The 17,601-nt window shown below is 36.6% G+C and carries 21 protein-coding genes; 4 read left to right on the top strand and 17 right to left on the bottom strand.

Features of this window, described 5'->3' with window-relative positions:
- Nucleotides 1-9: 9 nt before the first annotated feature.
- Together istA and C1714_RS10945 are read left to right on the top strand one after the other, a co-directional pair.
- Nucleotides 10-1,614: an IS21 family transposase gene (gene istA, locus C1714_RS10940; protein WP_102343294.1), complete on the top strand. Its 1,605-nt coding sequence runs from the start codon at nucleotides 10-12 to the stop codon at nucleotides 1,612-1,614.
- Nucleotides 1,589-1,888, top strand: a complete 300-nt coding sequence (locus C1714_RS10945) for a hypothetical protein (protein WP_102343295.1) — start codon at nucleotides 1,589-1,591, stop codon at nucleotides 1,886-1,888. Before istA ends, C1714_RS10945 begins: the two co-directional genes overlap by 26 nt.
- 87 nt (nucleotides 1,889-1,975) lie before the next feature.
- On the opposite strand, the gene C1714_RS14100 is transcribed toward C1714_RS10945, so the two are convergent.
- Nucleotides 1,976-2,137 (bottom strand): hypothetical protein, encoded by a 162-nt coding sequence (locus tag C1714_RS14100; RefSeq protein WP_167850032.1) that lies wholly within the window; start codon nucleotides 2,135-2,137, stop codon nucleotides 1,976-1,978.
- A 221-nt stretch (nucleotides 2,138-2,358) separates the two neighbouring features.
- Between C1714_RS14100 and C1714_RS10950 the strand changes: the two genes are divergently transcribed.
- Complete coding sequence (locus C1714_RS10950) at nucleotides 2,359-2,973, top strand: ATP-binding protein (protein ID WP_167850033.1); 615 nt, start codon at nucleotides 2,359-2,361, stop codon at nucleotides 2,971-2,973.
- 131 nt (nucleotides 2,974-3,104) lie between these two features.
- On the opposite strand, the gene C1714_RS10955 is transcribed toward C1714_RS10950, so the two are convergent.
- The 11 genes from C1714_RS10955 to C1714_RS11005 all read right to left on the bottom strand — a co-directional run bounded on the left by C1714_RS10955 (nucleotide 3,105) and on the right by C1714_RS11005 (nucleotide 11,528).
- The gene (locus tag C1714_RS10955) at nucleotides 3,105-3,908 is read right to left on the bottom strand and encodes an acyltransferase family protein (protein ID WP_102343297.1); all 804 of its coding nucleotides are present in this window, start codon (nucleotides 3,906-3,908) and stop codon (nucleotides 3,105-3,107) included.
- 6 nt (nucleotides 3,909-3,914) lie between these two features.
- Nucleotides 3,915-4,355 carry a Na+/H+ antiporter NhaC family protein gene (locus C1714_RS14585; protein WP_135567935.1) on the bottom strand — a complete coding sequence of 147 codons (441 nt, stop codon included), beginning with the start codon at nucleotides 4,353-4,355 and terminating at the stop codon, nucleotides 3,915-3,917.
- Nucleotides 4,340-4,600: a Na+/H+ antiporter NhaC family protein gene (locus tag C1714_RS14590; RefSeq protein ID WP_102343299.1), complete on the bottom strand. Its 261-nt coding sequence runs from the start codon at nucleotides 4,598-4,600 to the stop codon at nucleotides 4,340-4,342. Before C1714_RS14590 ends, C1714_RS14585 begins: the two co-directional genes overlap by 16 nt.
- Before the next feature lie 71 nt (nucleotides 4,601-4,671).
- A complete protein-coding gene (locus tag C1714_RS14595; protein ID WP_135567936.1) occupies nucleotides 4,672-4,980 on the bottom strand; it encodes a Na+/H+ antiporter NhaC family protein in 309 nt (102 codons plus the stop codon).
- Nucleotides 4,964-5,404, bottom strand: coding sequence for a hypothetical protein (locus C1714_RS10975; protein WP_102343301.1), 441 nt, complete (start codon nucleotides 5,402-5,404; stop codon nucleotides 4,964-4,966). The genes C1714_RS14595 and C1714_RS10975 overlap by 17 nt, the downstream gene beginning before the upstream one ends.
- Nucleotides 5,404-6,246 carry an ATP-grasp fold amidoligase family protein gene (locus C1714_RS10980; protein ID WP_102343302.1) on the bottom strand — a complete coding sequence of 281 codons (843 nt, stop codon included), beginning with the start codon at nucleotides 6,244-6,246 and terminating at the stop codon, nucleotides 5,404-5,406. The genes C1714_RS10975 and C1714_RS10980 overlap by 1 nt, the downstream gene beginning before the upstream one ends.
- Before the next feature lie 17 nt (nucleotides 6,247-6,263).
- The gene (locus C1714_RS10985; RefSeq protein WP_102343303.1) at nucleotides 6,264-6,827 is read right to left on the bottom strand and encodes an LbetaH domain-containing protein; all 564 of its coding nucleotides are present in this window, start codon (nucleotides 6,825-6,827) and stop codon (nucleotides 6,264-6,266) included.
- Entirely contained in the window at nucleotides 6,824-7,738 is a 915-nt protein-coding gene (locus C1714_RS10990) for a glycosyltransferase family 2 protein (RefSeq protein WP_102343304.1), read from the bottom strand. Before C1714_RS10990 ends, C1714_RS10985 begins: the two co-directional genes overlap by 4 nt.
- Nucleotides 7,735-9,192, bottom strand: a complete 1,458-nt coding sequence (locus C1714_RS10995) for an oligosaccharide flippase family protein (protein ID WP_102343305.1) — start codon at nucleotides 9,190-9,192, stop codon at nucleotides 7,735-7,737. Before C1714_RS10995 ends, C1714_RS10990 begins: the two co-directional genes overlap by 4 nt.
- A gap of 8 nt (nucleotides 9,193-9,200) precedes the next feature.
- Nucleotides 9,201-10,136, bottom strand: coding sequence for an O-antigen ligase family protein (locus C1714_RS11000; protein ID WP_210115335.1), 936 nt, complete (start codon nucleotides 10,134-10,136; stop codon nucleotides 9,201-9,203).
- Nucleotides 10,137-10,436: 300 nt separating this feature from the next.
- Nucleotides 10,437-11,528 carry a glycosyltransferase family 4 protein gene (locus tag C1714_RS11005; RefSeq protein ID WP_102343307.1) on the bottom strand — a complete coding sequence of 364 codons (1,092 nt, stop codon included), beginning with the start codon at nucleotides 11,526-11,528 and terminating at the stop codon, nucleotides 10,437-10,439.
- Nucleotides 11,529-11,776: 248 nt separating this feature from the next.
- Between C1714_RS11005 and C1714_RS11010 the strand changes: the two genes are divergently transcribed.
- The gene (locus C1714_RS11010) at nucleotides 11,777-12,886 is read left to right on the top strand and encodes an IS1595 family transposase (RefSeq protein ID WP_102343308.1); all 1,110 of its coding nucleotides are present in this window, start codon (nucleotides 11,777-11,779) and stop codon (nucleotides 12,884-12,886) included.
- A gap of 21 nt (nucleotides 12,887-12,907) precedes the next feature.
- Here C1714_RS11010 and C1714_RS11015 read toward each other — a convergent pair whose 3' ends face one another.
- The 5 genes from C1714_RS11015 to C1714_RS11035 are packed head-to-tail and all read right to left on the bottom strand — an operon-like array spanning nucleotide 12,908 to nucleotide 17,494.
- On the bottom strand, nucleotides 12,908-13,552 hold the full coding sequence (locus C1714_RS11015) for a DUF1919 domain-containing protein (RefSeq protein WP_102343309.1): 645 nt from the start codon (nucleotides 13,550-13,552) through the stop codon (nucleotides 12,908-12,910).
- Nucleotides 13,553-13,554: 2 nt separating this feature from the next.
- The gene (locus tag C1714_RS11020) at nucleotides 13,555-14,685 is read right to left on the bottom strand and encodes a glycosyltransferase family 1 protein (RefSeq protein ID WP_102343310.1); all 1,131 of its coding nucleotides are present in this window, start codon (nucleotides 14,683-14,685) and stop codon (nucleotides 13,555-13,557) included.
- Between the two features lie 33 nt (nucleotides 14,686-14,718).
- The gene (locus C1714_RS11025) at nucleotides 14,719-15,885 is read right to left on the bottom strand and encodes a Coenzyme F420 hydrogenase/dehydrogenase, beta subunit C-terminal domain (RefSeq protein ID WP_102343311.1); all 1,167 of its coding nucleotides are present in this window, start codon (nucleotides 15,883-15,885) and stop codon (nucleotides 14,719-14,721) included.
- On the bottom strand, nucleotides 15,876-16,985 hold the full coding sequence (locus C1714_RS11030) for a polysaccharide pyruvyl transferase family protein (RefSeq protein WP_102343312.1): 1,110 nt from the start codon (nucleotides 16,983-16,985) through the stop codon (nucleotides 15,876-15,878). Before C1714_RS11030 ends, C1714_RS11025 begins: the two co-directional genes overlap by 10 nt.
- Nucleotides 16,985-17,494 carry a glycosyltransferase gene (locus C1714_RS11035; protein ID WP_102343313.1) on the bottom strand — a complete coding sequence of 170 codons (510 nt, stop codon included), beginning with the start codon at nucleotides 17,492-17,494 and terminating at the stop codon, nucleotides 16,985-16,987. Before C1714_RS11035 ends, C1714_RS11030 begins: the two co-directional genes overlap by 1 nt.
- Nucleotides 17,495-17,601 lie beyond the last annotated feature (107 nt).

The raw sequence follows: 17,601 nt of genomic DNA on the forward strand, positions 1-17,601 counted from the left end.
GAATCTTGTATGGGAATTGAACATCCGGCAGTTCCCGTACTGGAAATGGAGGGCATGAATAATATGCCAAACTATATGGACGTCGCCAAGATGCGGCGTCAGGGCTGCAGTCAGAGAAAAATTGCCAGTTCCCTGCACATGGGACGTGACAAGATCTCTGACATTTTTTCTATCATGGATTCCAATCATCTTACTTACGATCAGATGAAGAAATTGCCACCGCAGGAACTGGAAGAACTGTTCAACCCCGGAAGTGCTGCCAACAGCGTTTATGTTCAGCCTGATTTCGAATCTCTTTCCAAAGAACTGGCTGCTCCGAACATGACGATAGCTCAGCTTTGGAGAGAATATACGGATACCTGTCTGCTGAATCATCAGGTTCCCTACAGGAGAACACAGTTCGAGTTCCTGCTCTCTGGGTATCTGAAGACACATAACTATTCCGAGATCATCCAGCACAAGGCAGGTGAACGTTGCGAACTGGACTGGGTCGGTGACCGTCCCACATGGATTGATCCGGAAACCGGCGAAGAAATCAAAGGTTATATTTTCGTAGGTGTTCTTCCGTTCAGTGACTTTGGTTATGCAGAAGCTACGCTGGACATGAAGGAACGTGCCTGGATCTATTGCAATGAGCACATGTTCGAGTACTTTGGCGGTGTTACTCCGCTGACCATGATCGATAACCTCAAGACAGGTGTGGTCAGTCATCCATGGGGTGATGAGGCCGAATTCAACAAGAGCTATATCGCAATGGCTGACTACTATGGCACATCTGTAATTGCGGGCAAGGTAAGGTCACCGCATGCAAAGCCTACAATCGAGAACTTCGTGAGGATGATCGAACGTGCCATGGCCGGGCTTCGCAACTGCCAGTTCTTCAGTGTCGAAGAGTATAACGAGCGCCTCCGGATTGAAGTGGACAGAATCAACGGCACACCCTTTACAAACAAAGCAGGAACCCGCAGGGAAAAGTTCCTTGAGTTTGAGAAAGACCTTCTCCTGCCTCTTCCTGCCAAGCCATATGAACCATTTGAAGCCGGACGTGCAAAGGTAAACAATTCCTATCACGTCAGTTCCGGAAGGAATTACTATTCGGTTCCCTATAAGATGTGCAATATCGGTGACTACGTATCTCTGCGCATTTATCAGGACCACATCGACATCTATACCGACAACAATGCACAGTTCCTGTGCACACACCGCAGATTCTCTTCAAAGGTGATCGGCCATTATGATACAGATCCTGCTCATATGCCGCCCGGAGGTTCCAGGGACTGGAATAAGGAACGTTTTCTCAGATGGTCGGATGATCTCGGACCGAATGTACATATGATGGTGCAGAAGATCTTCGAAGGCGGAAGACCGGAACAGGTCTATTACGACAAGGTTCATGCAATTCTGAAAACAGCAGACACATTCGGAGCCTCCAAACTCGACCGTGCCTGCCTTTGCTGTATGGAAAAATCAATCAATCCAACAGTCAAGAATATTAAAGCCTTGATGAAGGCAGATATACAAGCAGAAACAAACAATGTAAATATGGAACAGGATTCCCAGAGTGCATGGCTGAGAGGAGATGATTACTATGACACGCAGAAGCACGGCAGGTAATTCATTCCAGGAAGCCCTGCACCAGCTCAGGGATCTGAAGTTGAATGCCATGGCTGATGAACTGACGCTGATCCTGGCCGATCCAAAGTGCCAGGGACTGACATCAGATCAGCTTCTCTCACGCATAGTGGATGCAGAATACCAGCAGCACAATCATACCCGGGTCAAGGGACTAATCAAGCGTGCAGGATTCAAGGATCCTACTGCATCGCTTGATCAGATCGCAAACAGCGGACTTTTGGGGAGAAGTCGACGGCAATCAATGGAACCGTGACGACGGTAAATTGGTACCGCAGCGGCGGCAGTTTGGTACTAAAAAACAGAAAACCCAGCCATCATAAGAGGCTGAGCTTCTTTCTGACTATTTTATTGCCTGCGCTGCCAGGATGCGTTCGAGTTCAGCAGTAATGTCCATCTCCCGCATAGAATCCCCTTGTATTTCCAGGTCATATGCCTTGGAAACCAGTCTGTTGATGATTGCGTCTGCCAGGCTTGTGGATCTCACTCCCAGTCTTGTATACATTTCATCCTTCATCAGCTGGGAACAGATAATAAACGATCTCGGATGATTTCTGGACGGCCGCAGCGATTTTTTCCCTGCGGCAGTTGTCCTTTCTCAATGTACCGTGAAGCCTTCAGAGTTATTTATCCTATTTCTGGCACCTTCGACACTTGATACTATCTTTTTTATGAATGGGAAGCCGGATCATTGCTCTTTCATACAATTTCTCACTAGATTACACATTGAATTATCAGCAACGTCGCTTTGGTACCGTCGCAGTCTCCGTCGAGGCGGTTCCAAAAGTGCCGACGCCCCGCGTCCACAAATCCGCCGTTTGCGATCAGATCGATTACGATCCGGAAAGGAAGATCAATAAGGATGTGATCCAGCAGCTCAGGACGAATGCGTACATTCAGGGCCACAGGAATGTCGTCATCGGCGGTCCGACAGGTGCAGGAAAGTCCTTCATCAGTCAGGCGCTTGGAATCAATGCGTGCCAGGCGCAGTACCATGTGAGGTATATCGGTATGTATGATCTGATGACGGAGTTTGCAATCAGAGAAGCTTCCCCACAGTCTGTCATGGAATATTTGAAGAAGCTTACCAAGCCAGATGTGCTGATCATTGATGACTTCATGATGACTAACGTAACAAAGGATGCGCAGGACTTTATCCTCAAACTCATGGATTCACGCAACAAGAAGAACTCCACGATCGTCAGCTCTCAGCTTATGGAGGTTGAATGGAGGCGCAGATTCATTGACAGAGCGATTGGCGAAGCAGCTATAGACCGGCTGGTTCATAACGCATTTACGCTGAACATTGAAGGCAAGGATATGAGAGAGAAGTACATGTAACAGATAACAGCACTGGATACCGCCGGATGGGTATCCGTTCTTAGCTGAAGCAGGCCACCCTGAGGGGTGGCCTTACTTTACCGGACGGCATGGACTTGAACTACCGGATGACTGGTCTTGAACATCCGGATTCAGTGGCCTTGAATCTCCGGTTTTTGCATTAAACATACTACTATAAATTTTGACAACATTCCCTGCTCTGGAATCACATTTAGTAAAGCAAAAGTAGTGGTATGTAAGACTATCCAAGGCGCAGGCTTCAAAATTTTATTTTTACTAAAAAGACTATAACCAAGAATAAAAACTGGCACGTATTGAAATGCTGTCCATATTTGAAAATAATTTCGCAAAAAATGGGCTCCAACGATACTAATACAATACGACAGCGTTCCAACCACAATAGCTGTAGTATTATTTTTTTTAAATATATTTTCTGACAGCCAAGCTATAATAAATAAATCGAATAGCATGAGTAAAAACCAAAGCTGCGAAGGTGACGTTCCCAATAAATATTTAGTAATTAATGTAGATATAGGATAATGGTCAAAATATTGTGTAATCGGTATTACCCAAACTGTGCAAATAAAAAAATAAGGTATTATTAAACGTCTAAACTTTTTTTTTGCTAAATCATATATATTATTATAATGTTTTATACTTTGCAAATATGAGAAGATGAATCCACTTACCAATGTAAATCCCCAAATATGAAATGAGTTTAACCAACTTGGTATGACCTGAAAAAACTTTGAGGGTTGAACAATAGTTGCTTCAGTGAACCAATCTCCATGCCAAAAAACACATGAATGATAAATCACAACCAATAGCATTAGTAATACCTTCACAAAAGTACAATTGTCTAGCTCTTTATTAGAATACTTATAATTATTTTCCGGTCGCTTATACATATTTCTATATAATGAAGTGTCTTTCATATTTCTTTAATAGCCATAATATTTCTTCACTGCAAGCGCAAACACCAGCACTCCACAAATTCCAATAACTAATCCAACCAATGCATTATTGATCCAACCTGTAATCAAATAGCAACCCAATGTCATAATCGCCGCTACAGCACCATATTGCAATTGCGAAGATACATGATTTAAATGATTGCATTGAGCACCAGTCGAACTAAGAATCGTTGTATCAAAAATAGGACTCACATGATCTCCACATACACTTCCACCTAGAACTGCTGCTGTTGTAATAACGGTCAATGGAGTCATCAAATCACCAAATACAGCTGTGGTAATCGGAAGCATTATTGCAAATGTCCCCCATGAAGTTCCTGTTGAAAAAGCAAGAAGTAATGCAACAACGAAAAATACTGCCGGCATAAAATGTAAATTCATGTGATAAGTTTCTACAACATTTGCCACAAACCGCCAGCATTCAAATAATCCGCACCGCAAACGCCACTCAGAGTCCAAGCAAACACGAGAATAAGCGTTGCTGGAACCATATTTATTAATCCCTTGGCGAGCCCATCAAGGTACTGTTTTGGTGTCACGATTTTTCTTGGCAAATATAAAATGGCAACAAATACAACAGTATAAGTAGCCCCCATTGCAAGACCTGTAATCACATCACAGTTAGCAAATGCTGAGGCTACTGATACCCCCATTAAACAAACCACCTGTATAAAGCATAGAAACTATTGATGCAGTAATTAAGAAAACAATTGGTAAAATAAGATCAATTACTTTTTCCAGTATTGTTGCTTTCAATTTTAGTTTCTTCTATTTCTTCATACTTGTAATTTCCACTCTCGCAAGCTTTCTCATATTTCCGCATCTTACCAAAATCAGTAGCTAGTAAAGTTGTGAAGAAAATCATTGCAAGAGAAAACCATGTGTAGAAATTATATGGAATTGTTTTAAAAAATAATTGAATACCATCAATTTTTGATCCATCTGGCAACGAAGTGCTTACTGCAGCTGCCCATGATGATATTGGAGCAAGCATGCAGACTGGTGCTGCTGTATAATCAAATAATAAACGCAAGCTTTTCTCTTGAAACTTTGTTTTTATCTGTTATTGGCCTCATAACAGTGCCAACTGTAAGACAGTTAAAATAATCATCTACAAAAATAATGATTCCAAGTAATGTGGCTGCAATCAGACTCTGTTTCTTAGTTTTCAATTTTTTACTCACCCATTTTGCATATTCATGGGTAGCTCCACTTAAATTCATCAGATAAACAATCATACCCAAAAGGATGATGAATATAAGGACTCCCATATTTCCTTCAACTTTATTTGCCATAATGTCAAAGGTTGTTGTAACTGTAGTAAAAATATTAAAACCGCAAAAAAGTCCAGCTCCTACTATGATGCCGGCCAATAGCGAAGGATTGACCTCTTTGGTGATTAAAGAAATGATAATAGCTAAAATAGGTGGAATAAGAGCCCAAAAAGAATTCGCCATTATATATCACCCCTTATCAAATTCAAATTAATTTTATTTCCCCAATAGAGATCTGTCTTATAGGTTATTTCAGTATCAAACCCACCTTCATCAAATAAAGTTAATTCTCCAAAATATACCTTTCCTTCAACATTATATAAATCAACTCGTAACTGAGGAAACCCTTCTGAAAGTTTTTCTGCAATATTAATCATTTCCTCAAAATTATCAGGTTTGCTAACATCCCCTGCCGGTTCACACTCGGGCTTCATGTACATTAGTCTGTTCCAATCTCGGTCATAAAACCTATATTTTGCATGTCCATTCTTACGATCCGAACAAACCATCACGCTATCAAATTTGCCATTAAACATAAAAAATTTATAATCGTTAGGAGTTTCCTCAGAAATAATTTTTTCAGCAATTATTCTTGGCTTCAGATCTTTATATGGCCATTCTCTACATACATAAAAATAATTCGTATTTAGACTTTTTTGTATAACTGATTGCACGTTTGATAAGTCCATTTGGCTTTTGTTGTGAATGATCACAACCCCGCCTGAATCGTGGGTAGTCTTAAGAACAAATTCATCAGGTAACACGCCAAAATCTATTTCCTTAAATTCATTCCAAACTCCATACGTAGGAATAATATATTTACTATCAATGTATTTTGATACATATTCTTTTGCTTTATATTTATCAACCATATCGTGATAAATTTCCCTATGATCATGGATTTTTTGCCAATTCAATTTTTCGTTATAAGTTTTTGGTTTATAAAGATTAGGCCTATAACCTAAGTTCTTTTCAAATTTCAGCTTTATAAAGATTTTATTTGGTATATATTTTTTGAAATTCATAAATTACCTTAAGTTAATTATTTCCAGCTACTTTTCCCGTTATTAGAAATTTTATGTGCCGGAACTCCTGCAATTGCAATATTTCCTTCACTAAAAGATTTGTTTACCAATGCATTCGCTCCTACTGCAGTACCGTCTCCAATAAAAATATTGCCAATAAGTATCGCCCCAACTCCAATAACAACATTATTTCCAATTATAGGTGCCTGTTCAGATGTGCCTGATGCTGCAATAACAGTGTTTATATGAATACTGCAATTCTCTCCTATATGTGCGTGTCCATTAATTAGCACAGGACCGAGATGCATTATTTTTAATCCCTTTTCGCAGGTGTTTAAACCTATATGAATTCCAGATTTATTTTGAAGATGGTTTAACCTGATTTTACTTATATAAAAGCGGATCCTTTTATTACAATTCATATAATACTCTGTATATCGCAAACACTTTTGGACTTTCCATATTTCTGCTTTTTCAGATCCTGCCAATAATTTGATAAAATAATCACTAAAATGATCAAACCCAATCAGTTTTCTTTCGTATTTCAATATTTCTTCAAATTCTTTTTTCGTTGTTATCATAATTGTTTTTTATGAAAGAAAATCCATAAAGCAGAAATAGGATATCCAAATGTGACGAATACGCGCTTATACCATTTATTAATAGACTTCATTACTTCAAGGTATGATGTGTTTGTTAACATTGCACATCTTGAAACATTAACAACATAGTATGGCACCTGTCTGTTATAAAAAAATTCATCAAAAAGATAATTTACATAGAATAAACCTGCATAATAAAAAGTTCTATGCCTTGTATTCTTATGAATACCCTTATTTGTCAAGCCATCTGAAGAATCCGAATGATATATACCATAAATATCATTCACACACCATTGATCATAAGACCTGTTAATCTGTTCCCACACAACATTTTCTGTAACAAACTTAGTGTCTGGATATATAGGAAAAGGATATTGAATAAGTATTTCAGTTTTTCTACAGCAATGTTTCTCACCAGGATATTTCAATATTTCCTTTCTCAGTTTCTTACCCGTTAAATTGTTGATATTTTGCGGATAAGCTTTACCAATCATAGAATTATTTCTTGAGTCAATTTCTCTTCCTGATATACACCAACATTTATTATATTTTTCGATTGGTATTGACTCCCAAGTTTTTATCATTAATTCAATTGCATTTGAAGTAAGCTCATCATCCGAATCAAGTGTAACAACATACGGTGTATTTATATATTTATACGAATAATTTGCAGCAGTATGTCTTCCCCCATTTTCCTTCCAAAAATACCTAATAGGAAAGTCCGCTTTTTCTTTAAAGGAATTCACTATGGCCTCAGTGTTATCACTTGATCCATCGTCTATTATTAACCATTCAAAATCTTTTGAAGTCTGCTTTAATAAACTGTTAAATGCTCTAGGCAATTTATTGGCGCGGTTAAATGTTGCAGTGAATACTGTAATCTTTTTCATCTTTGTTTTCTTATTTTTTGTACAATTTTCAATGATAAAATTTCTGTTCTTGTCGATCTAAAACACATCACAACAGCAAAGTAAACAATTATACAAACGATGACAGATAAAATCTGCCAAACTATATCATCACTTATGTAATTCAATAGTGTAGCGGTTACACCCATTATTGCACTTGCAATGATACATGGAAATATATTTTGCAAAGATCTTTTTATTATTATATGAAATTTAAAATTTAAAACTAAAATGTCCAAAATTACCGGGAAGATGCGTATTAAACAGGACACGCTGCATAAAGAATTGAAACTCTGATGTGCACTATACCAAATCGATGGTATATAAACCATTAAATAAATAATCTGTAGTATTAATGAGATCTGTGGAAGTCCCTTGCTTCTATACACTTCGCTTGCTGGATTACTAAAAGTTATTGTAATTGCGCTCATAAGTGCCCATGTCCCAAGAAAATTTGCTATTGATAACCATTGTGTTCCCAATAAAATTTCAACCGCTAATTCCCGAAAAATAAATAGGCCAAGGCCCATCGGTAACATGAATAGTGCGATTATTCTTTGGAATTTAAAAAATAAGCCATTATACTTTGCTGCATCATTTTGATATCTTGATAAACCAGAAAAAAGCACAGGCGTGATTGAGGCAGTAATTACCCCCATATATGAATTAACAGTGGTCATCGCTGTCTTATAAAGACCAAGATAATATGAATTTAAAATTCTACCTACGATGAATATCCCAGCCTGGCCAGCAAACCAAATAGCTAAGGTTTCGAGTAGATTCCACATGCTGAAAGAAAACATCTGACGGAACAATTTAAAACTAAAGTAAAGCCTTGGCCTCCAATTAGATTGGATTGATAATGCAACTGCAGAATAAACTTGCTGTATTACCGTTCCAATAACCATGGCCCAATAGCTATGAAAAACAAATGCTAACGGAACAGTTACAATAAGTGGAATAAAAGCAGATGTTACACGTACAATAAAAAGAGGTCTGAATTTTAAATCACGTCTAAATCTTGCAGTTTGTGTACTTGAAAAAGAAGTACAAATTATAGATATTCCGGCAATTGCAAAAGCATTATACGCATCACTGGCTCCTACTGCGGTCGATAAAGGCTTCCGAAAGATAACTATTAAAAGATAGATAAATGACGAAACTACAAAATTCGCCCAAAATGCAACATTTGTTCCTCGATCAAGATTCGCATCACTCTCATATTCATGTTGAATAATGTATCTTTGAAAACCCGCATCTGTAAAAATATCTGCGAAGCTTGTAACTATGGTTATAGATGCAACAATTCCAAACGCTTCCGGGGAAAGAACTCTTGCCAAAACCATATTAACAATGGGAGAAGCAAGTTTTGAAAAGAGTTCGGCCATTGTAGACCATTTTGCTGCATCACCAATTTTACTGTTTATATTTTCCATTTCTTTTCTTAATTTGATCGGTAATAGCGAAATACATACCAAACAATGGCATATAATAATTGATCGAAAGTCGCATAATATGTCACGTTTCCATATTCGCAAATTAAAGCACCTATTAAATATCCAAACAATAATAGGAGCAATGGATCTTTATATTTAATTTTTCGTAATCCACGAATGATAGTACTAATATTAAGACTGTAATACATTAATGTTCCAATAATTCCAACATCCACTAATAATTCAATATAATTATTATGTGCATAATATTTAATTGTGCTGTTCAATGAATGAACTGTACTAAAATTGCCAAGCCCATAACCGATCCATGGTTTCCTTCTGAACATTTCAATGCCATCGCTAACAAGAACTGCTCGTGTTGCTGTACTCGAATCAGTTTCTCTACCATTAATAAAATTTAATAATGTAGCGACTCTTCTTCCAATGCTTTCATATAAAATTGGAACTTTCATAATTGCTAAATATACAATGAATATAAGCACTATTACCACAATGAAATTTCTTAATGTTTTTGCAATACCTTTAGATCTGAATATTAAGAAAAAGCTTATTGGAATTAGGAAATATAATAATGCTTTTCTTGAACCACTCAACAAAATAAAAACTATTGCGAATAAGAATCCTAAAAGCCATAACCATTTATCAGATGGTATTACATAATGATATTTTATTAGATAAAAACCAATTAATGCGGCAAATGCACAACACATACCATAACCATTTGTCTGCCCACCAAGTCTGCTTCCAGCCAATATAGCCCCTAAATTGTTTGAGAAAAAAATTGTAGATGTTATGACACAGCACCAAAAAATAGACTTGAATAAAAATAAAATACCATTCCATCCACTTTTTTTTAGATAAACAAGAATCGCATAATTGCAAACAAATACATAAATTAATGTTTTTGAGAATTGAATTGCCACATCTTTACTGTAGGCCCAATTAGCAGAAAGAAAAGAATATAGTATAAATATCAACGCCCATCTGCCATAGCCTAAGAGTGGTAATTTTTTTGAAAGAATTATATAACATATAAAAATTGCTATTAATATTATTCTAAAAACATTAATGAAAGTATTGCCCTCATTAAAAAAAAGAATTGAAAAAATATATAAAAATATCGCTAATTCATATATATTGTTGGAACTTATTCTCTTATTCGAATTGCTTGTTATATAACTTGAACGATTCAATTTATTCTCCATAGACTTTAAAGCTACTTACTATTTCACATTCGAAAACAGATACGAATACCACGAATGGAAAACATCTATATCGGTATAAACCTTCTTTAGCTTGACTGCTTCCATTGAAAAACCTTTTTGCTTTTTTGGATCACATATTATAGACATAGCGCTGGAAAGCTGCACAACATTCTTAGGTTCTACTAACAGGCCATTCTTGTTATTAATAATAAGTTCTCTAGGGCCACCAGACGGACAATCAGTACTTATAACTGGCATTCCCATACACATTGCTTCTATTAAAGCATTTGGCATTCCTTCATAGTCAGAAGATAAAACAAACATTGCATCCTCTCTTATGTCATCAAGTACATGAGAACTATGCCCTTTTAAAAAAGCAATATCATGAAGTCCATAATCATCAATTTTTTCTTGGAGATGTTTTTTCAAAGGCCCCTCTCCGTAAATGTTAAGTCGATAATCCGAATGCAAATCATGGAAATCTTTGAATGCGTCGAGTAGTAAATCGAAATTCTTTTGTGGCGCTAATCTTCCTACAGCAGCAATAACTTTCCTACGTTCTCCTACATAAGGTTCAGGAATTCTTGACGCATCTACTGGATTAGATAGAACAATGCTTTTTTTCTGTATGGATTTAGGGAAGAACGATTGTGCCATTTTTGTCTGAAAAATAATGCCTTTTGCAAAAGGATAAGACACTTTTCTCAAAAGTCTTGTAATCTTAACATCCGGCATAACCCATGGATTATTTCTTTCAGAAACATATACAGGAATATGGGTACCAATCAATGACAAAATCACATAAATTCCTGTGTCTTCAGGCATTGAAAGAACGACATCAGGTTGTTCTGCAATGATTTTTTTTCTTAATATGTTATATCTTTTTATTCGATCAATCGCTTTGCTATTTGACTGTTTACCAATATCATCTAGTTTTATTCTTCGATTTAATTGATATTCAACTTTTAATGATTCGGTTGTGATAATCTCACAAAAAATACCATCATTAGCGAAATAGTTAGCTAACTGCGCTATCACTCTTTCAGCGCCACCAGATGTCATTGAGCGCGTTACGATTACAATTTTTTTTGACATTTTTTCAGAGTTCATTTATAAAGCATTAATTAACTTGCTAAGATCTATATACTTATTATTACCAAATGGCTCATAACTTGCCAAAATAAAATCATTCTTTGGAAATTGGTTTATTTTTTCGGGGAGTAAACGAAACTGGGTATGGCAATAGAGATGTATTACAATAGAAAAGCCAAATATAAGAACATTTGAGCTGCCACTCGGCCTTATGTTTGGCGACATTCCTCGTCGGATGGCAGCTCAAATGTGATGAGGAATGTCGTATGCCGTCAAAAGCAGATCTTTTTGACTTTGTGTCGTCATTAAGCAGCGACGAGTTTCGTTATCTCCGGGATGTCGTTACATATAGGGTCAACCAGGAGAAGTATGGGTTTTCCACATTGGACGAAGCTGCCGAGTTCTATGGCAGACCTGCGCGATGCCCTGAATGTGGAAGTACTCACTGCATATCAATAGGGGCTTCTACTAGTGGAAATAAGCGATTTCAGTGTAAGAATTGTGGTCATAAGTTCAGCTATCTTTCGGGAACAGTATTCTATTCTGCCAAGAGAAAATTTGATGTATGGGAAAGATATATCAATTGTATGATTTACTGCCCAACGGAAATACTAGCCGAACATGTATGCGATATTTCACATCCTACTGCACATTTATGGAGGCATAAGATCTTTGCGACGGTTGATGGATACCAGGACCATCTGATTTTGTCAGATCGTATCTGGATTGATGAAACATATCTGAATGATGGCAGAATCATGCATGAATTCGGGGAGAAGAGGAAGAGAGGGCTTTCAAAAGACCAGATATGCATCATTGTGGCAGTTGATATCTACAAGAATGTGATAGCTATTGAATGCGGCAATGGCGCTCCGACAGCTCAGAGAGTAGAGGATGCGCTTATCAAACATATAAAATCAGGTTCAACGATTGTTCATGACGGGAATGCAGCTCATAATCAGTTAATTGCAAAAGCTGATTGTATTAGCGAAGTCTATATAGCAGACACTGACAATCCTGAGTATATAAAGCATATGCAGTTAGTTAATAACTTGTGCGGGTGGCTTCAGAGGTATCTATATAAAGTGATGGGAATGAAGATGGATAACCTTCAATCTTATTTAAATTGGTTCGTATATTTGTTTCGGATCAAGAGAGACGATGAAAAGTATCCTAAGGTAGAACGAGTCNTGTGCGGGTGGCTTCAGAGGTATCTATATAAAGTGATGGGAATGAAGATGGATAACCTTCAATCTTATTTAAATTGGTTCGTATATTTGTTTCGGATCAAGAGAGACGATGAAAAGTATCCTAAGGTTGAACGAGTCATACGCCATTTGCTGCTGACGGATACTTATTATGTTCGCCCGTACTGATTCAACTGCACCCAGTTTCGTTTACTCCCCGATTATTTTTACCAATAGCGTACTGTTAATATTTTTAACTCGATTTTTATACTGAAGATAATCCTGTAGAGATATACCTCCCCTATTCTCTAACGGCCAGTTTTTACACGTAAAAAAGATCTTATTCTTATAAGGAAGATTTAGAAATGTTTCCACATCTGCAATATCGCATCCATTCTGATCATTAAATTTAATCAACAATCTATTCCAGTTAATTCTTTGTATTCTTCTTGTCCACTTATCTCTTGCTTCTTCTTCATTTTTATAATGAAGGAAAAAGATTTCTATTGGCCCATTAATACCATCATTAAGAATACCTACAGGATAATGTCCAAACCTCTTGTCAGAGCAAACCCGATTCTTCCATTTACTATCCTGTGGATCAATAAACGATAGCTGGTTATTCAGATATCCTTGCAAATTGCTAAGAAACTTTATATAGTCACTAGCCATAAAGAAAAGACCTACCGTAGGAGATTCCTTTGGTAAGTCATAGGATTCATAGATCATTCCACCCCAGCAATTATTAGAAATAATTGTAAAGCTCGGATCAGTAATATGTTTGCGACGTTGCTTAGCAAACGCCAGTCTTCTCCATTTCAGGACTTTTAAGCGTAATCCTTCATATGTAGGCATCTTTATTCCTCAGTTTCGTAAATCAGTGAACTGTATATGTGATCTAATTGCTGAACTGTGTTTTTTATACTGTATTGTTTAATCTGATTTAGATGTTTATCATAATAGTTCTCTCTATCTATATCAGATCTAACGTTAAGATAATCAATTTTCTGACACCATGAATTTGGAGAGTCATCAATTGAAGCCCAAATCAATTCGCCGAAATCCACTTCTCGTGTGACTTTATCAGAAACTAAACAAGGCAACCCGGATATTTGAGCTTCTAGCAATACAACAGGCAAGCCTTCATATTTAGATGGTAAAACGAAAAGATCCATTGCCGAATATAAAGCTGCCGGATCATCAGTAACTCCATATAAAATAATTCTTTCTTTATATGGGCTATTATTCACTCTTTCTTTAATCTTTTCTTCATCTGGTCCATTTCCAACCAATAGGAGAACAGCATCTAAGCGCTTTTTAGCAACACTTTCAAACACATCAATAAGATAACTTTGATTCTTTTGATCATTTAATCTGCCCATATGACCAATAACAAACTTGTCTTCCAGGTTTAATTTTGCTCTTAACCTTTTCCGACTATTTTCTGAGAATATAAATTTTTCAGTTTCAAAACCGTTTGGTAATACTTCGAAGTTTCCTTTTCCGTATAGCCAGTCTCCAGCCATTTCACCGCAAGCAATTGCCTTTGTGTAAATCCTATTAAAATACGGATTTAATAGTTTATGTACTGTTTTATTAGGGCACCGCGTATTATGACAATGGGCAATTCTAATTTTAATACCGGCCATTTTTGCTAAAGTAAGTTCAATTGCCATCATTGAACTATTTCCATGATCATGGAAAATATCATAATGGTTCTTTTTTAATATCTTATATAGTTGTTTGTAATGATTGAAACTATCTTTATGCCTGGAAGGTAATGCAATTATATGAATTCCATTTCTAGAGCACTGTTCTTTATACTGATCTGCAATAGGAACTCCGGCAATTACAGTCAAGTCAAATTTATTATGGTCCAGTGCCAGACAATAATTCATGATTACTGAACCAATTCCAGTAACATCAAAATGTGTAGCAATCATTGCAACTTTGATTTTTTTATGAACATTCCGGCCGTTATACTTCATTATCCAAGTCCAATATTCCTTTGTTAAAGCGTGTTATCTAGCTTTATTTTTCAAAATTCTAATCAAGTCGGCGGGTAAAATTGCTTTAAGGCGTTCTTTTACTTTTAAACCTACTTGTATTTTTTCTATAAAATCAAGCTTATTAAGATCAGCATAAAACCTATCCCTCACTTTAGGTCTTTCGGCTGGATGCTCCAGATTACCTTGCTTAATAAGGCCCTCTTCAAGAGTTGCACTTTGTAAGAAAGCATCTTTTTTGATTCTTCCAAATAATTCTTTTCCTTTATCAGTGTTAATAAACACGCTAGAAACACCTTTTTCAGAGTAAAAAGCTGGATGTGACCTTCCAATTCCCCAGAAATCTCCTATCGTAATATCTCCAACTCGTTTGGTATTTGCGTATAGACACTGATAGCATGATTCTCTATAACAATCTGCCGCCATAAAATGGCATCCATATTTGTCTAAAGATAGTGTCTTTGTCTTTGTCTTTGTCTTTGTCTTTAGAAGATATTGTGTACCCCATCCTCTTTTAGCTTTTGAGCGAAAATTATAGTATATTGTCTTCCCGCCCATTTTCTTGTCTTGCCATTCCAAGTATTTCTTAAAAAAAAGCGGAGAAGGTACACCATGGCAAATAAGATCTATCGTATAAAGATTCTCATAATCTTTTCCAAGAAAGGCATAAAGACCAGCAATCTGGCATGGTGTTCCAGTAAACAAAACTTGTTTACCATTTTTTAAATTATCTTTTACTCTGGTATATACATTTTCAGTGTCAGACTGAACATACTTAGAAGATTGGATTTTCCATTTATCAGCAGGTTTAGTTATTTCAATATGATAGACCCTAAAGTTATCATCATAAGCTGCACCATAAACGATACCCCCGTCATTCAAGACATCGCTAGCTAATAAATCTGATGCACCACCTGAAGCCGAATTAAAAATGTCCTTATCATTCTTATTTCTCAATGCCCATACTTCTTTTGGTGTATTCCGATGAAGATCTTGGTTCTTTATCGGGCAATGAGTCATACAATTTCCGCAATGGATACATTTTTCCTCATTGATATTTGGATAAAGAAAACCCTCATTATTAGGCATTACCATGATGCATTTAACAGGGCAGGATTGCTCGCAACTTCTACAACCAACACATGCATTACCAATAATTGAAATATTATCTTTTAAAGCCATTTTTTCAAATACTCTCTGGTTTTTATTCTCTCATCACTGATGATTCGATCAGTAGTAGTATAATCAATGGATTTTCTTAAATATGCCTCAAGGTTATGAAGATCAGCTATTTGTCTGTCTTCCAATTTCAGTCTTCCTAATAGATCAACCAGCTTTTCACTATTTCCATACCCATTAGTTCTAATCAAAGATACAAACTGTCTGTGAGTGATAACGCTAAGAATTGTTCCATGGAACGTATCAGTTACCACGCAATCAGCATTTTTAAAATAACCAATGACCGTAAAAGGATCAGTATCAATGAACTTATCACAGCATCCCTGCACGCCACCAATACAGTAAATCTTTAATCCATGCTGCTTGGCAAAGTTTTTTATCAATTGGCATTCATCTTTGGTAAAACGATTATTGTAACCATAAAGCATCATGTAGTGACTATCTGCTACTGTTGGCACTTTGCCAGAAGAAGCAAAATCGTAGATCAGAACAGGATCCAGATTAATCTTACAGTTTTCTCCAGTCAGAGCTTCCACTAGATCATGACTATTTTTATCACGAACAGATAATGAATTAAATTGACTTAGCCATCTTCCAACTTCTATATCCACATGATACTTTTGCAGTTTGTTTAATGTGGTATTTCCAAAAGAAGCAGCATAGGAAATAAGCTTCTTCGCATGATTACTCTGTCCAAACAGCTCTGGGCTGAAGCCGACATTTGTATTATTTTGAACGCAATTGAAAACTTCATCAGATCCGATTATCAGAAGATCTAGATCCGGAGCATAATTCATCTCCTCAGTGATTCCAAGATAAGGATAATAATTACTGCCAAAATTGTTTTTATATTTAATGAAATCCAATTTTGCTTTCAGTGGCGCATTCCCCTGCAGAGCTTCAAATCCTTTGTTGATTTTGCGTCTCAAACCACTTTTTTCATCATCAGTTGGAACTAATGTGCTTCCAGGATGATAGTCAACAAATTGAACATCCGCTCCTAATTCTTCCAATATGCTCTTCAAGCCAAAAGCCTGGAGAAACGAGCCATAATTCTTTATTCTTTGCATTGAAAGAATTCCAACTTTTGGCTTATTTGTCATTATTTTTCTCCAACCAACTGATCTGCTATCTTCTCTAGCTCACTTACAAACTTTGCGTTATTACCTAAAGCTACAGCCTTGTCATCCATATCCGCAATTATTGAATCGTAATTCGTAATCACATCCCCTAAATCTTCTATATTCTCAACGACAATGATGTTTCCATACCGTTCTTTAACAGCTTCTGCAAACTCAACCTGATGATTGTTTACATGTTCGTAAAAATCTTTCTGACGAGGGACAACAATCGGAATCTTGCCAATCTGCAACGGCATAATAAAAGAAGATGGTCCTCCGTGCGTGATTACAATCCGCGCATCTTGAACCACCTGTTGCATTTCATTATATGGGTAGAGCTTAGAGTAAGTACAGTATTTTGGCTCATAGGTACTGAAGCCTATCTGCATAATCACATCTTCTGTGATCACTCCATCACGTTTAAGATCGTCTACTTTTTGTATTATCCGGTTAAACGGCTGCTCATGTGTTCCGACTGTTACAAATATCATTTTCTTATCCTATGACTTGATCTACTGCTCCACATTTTCAAAACATACCTATCGTTTACGGTAGGTATCTGATTTACTCGCTAGCTACTTATCGCCACAGAAAAAAA

This window comes from Galactobacillus timonensis (assembly GCF_900240265.1).
GTDB lineage: Bacteria > Bacillota_I > Bacilli_A > Erysipelotrichales > Erysipelotrichaceae > Bulleidia > Bulleidia timonensis.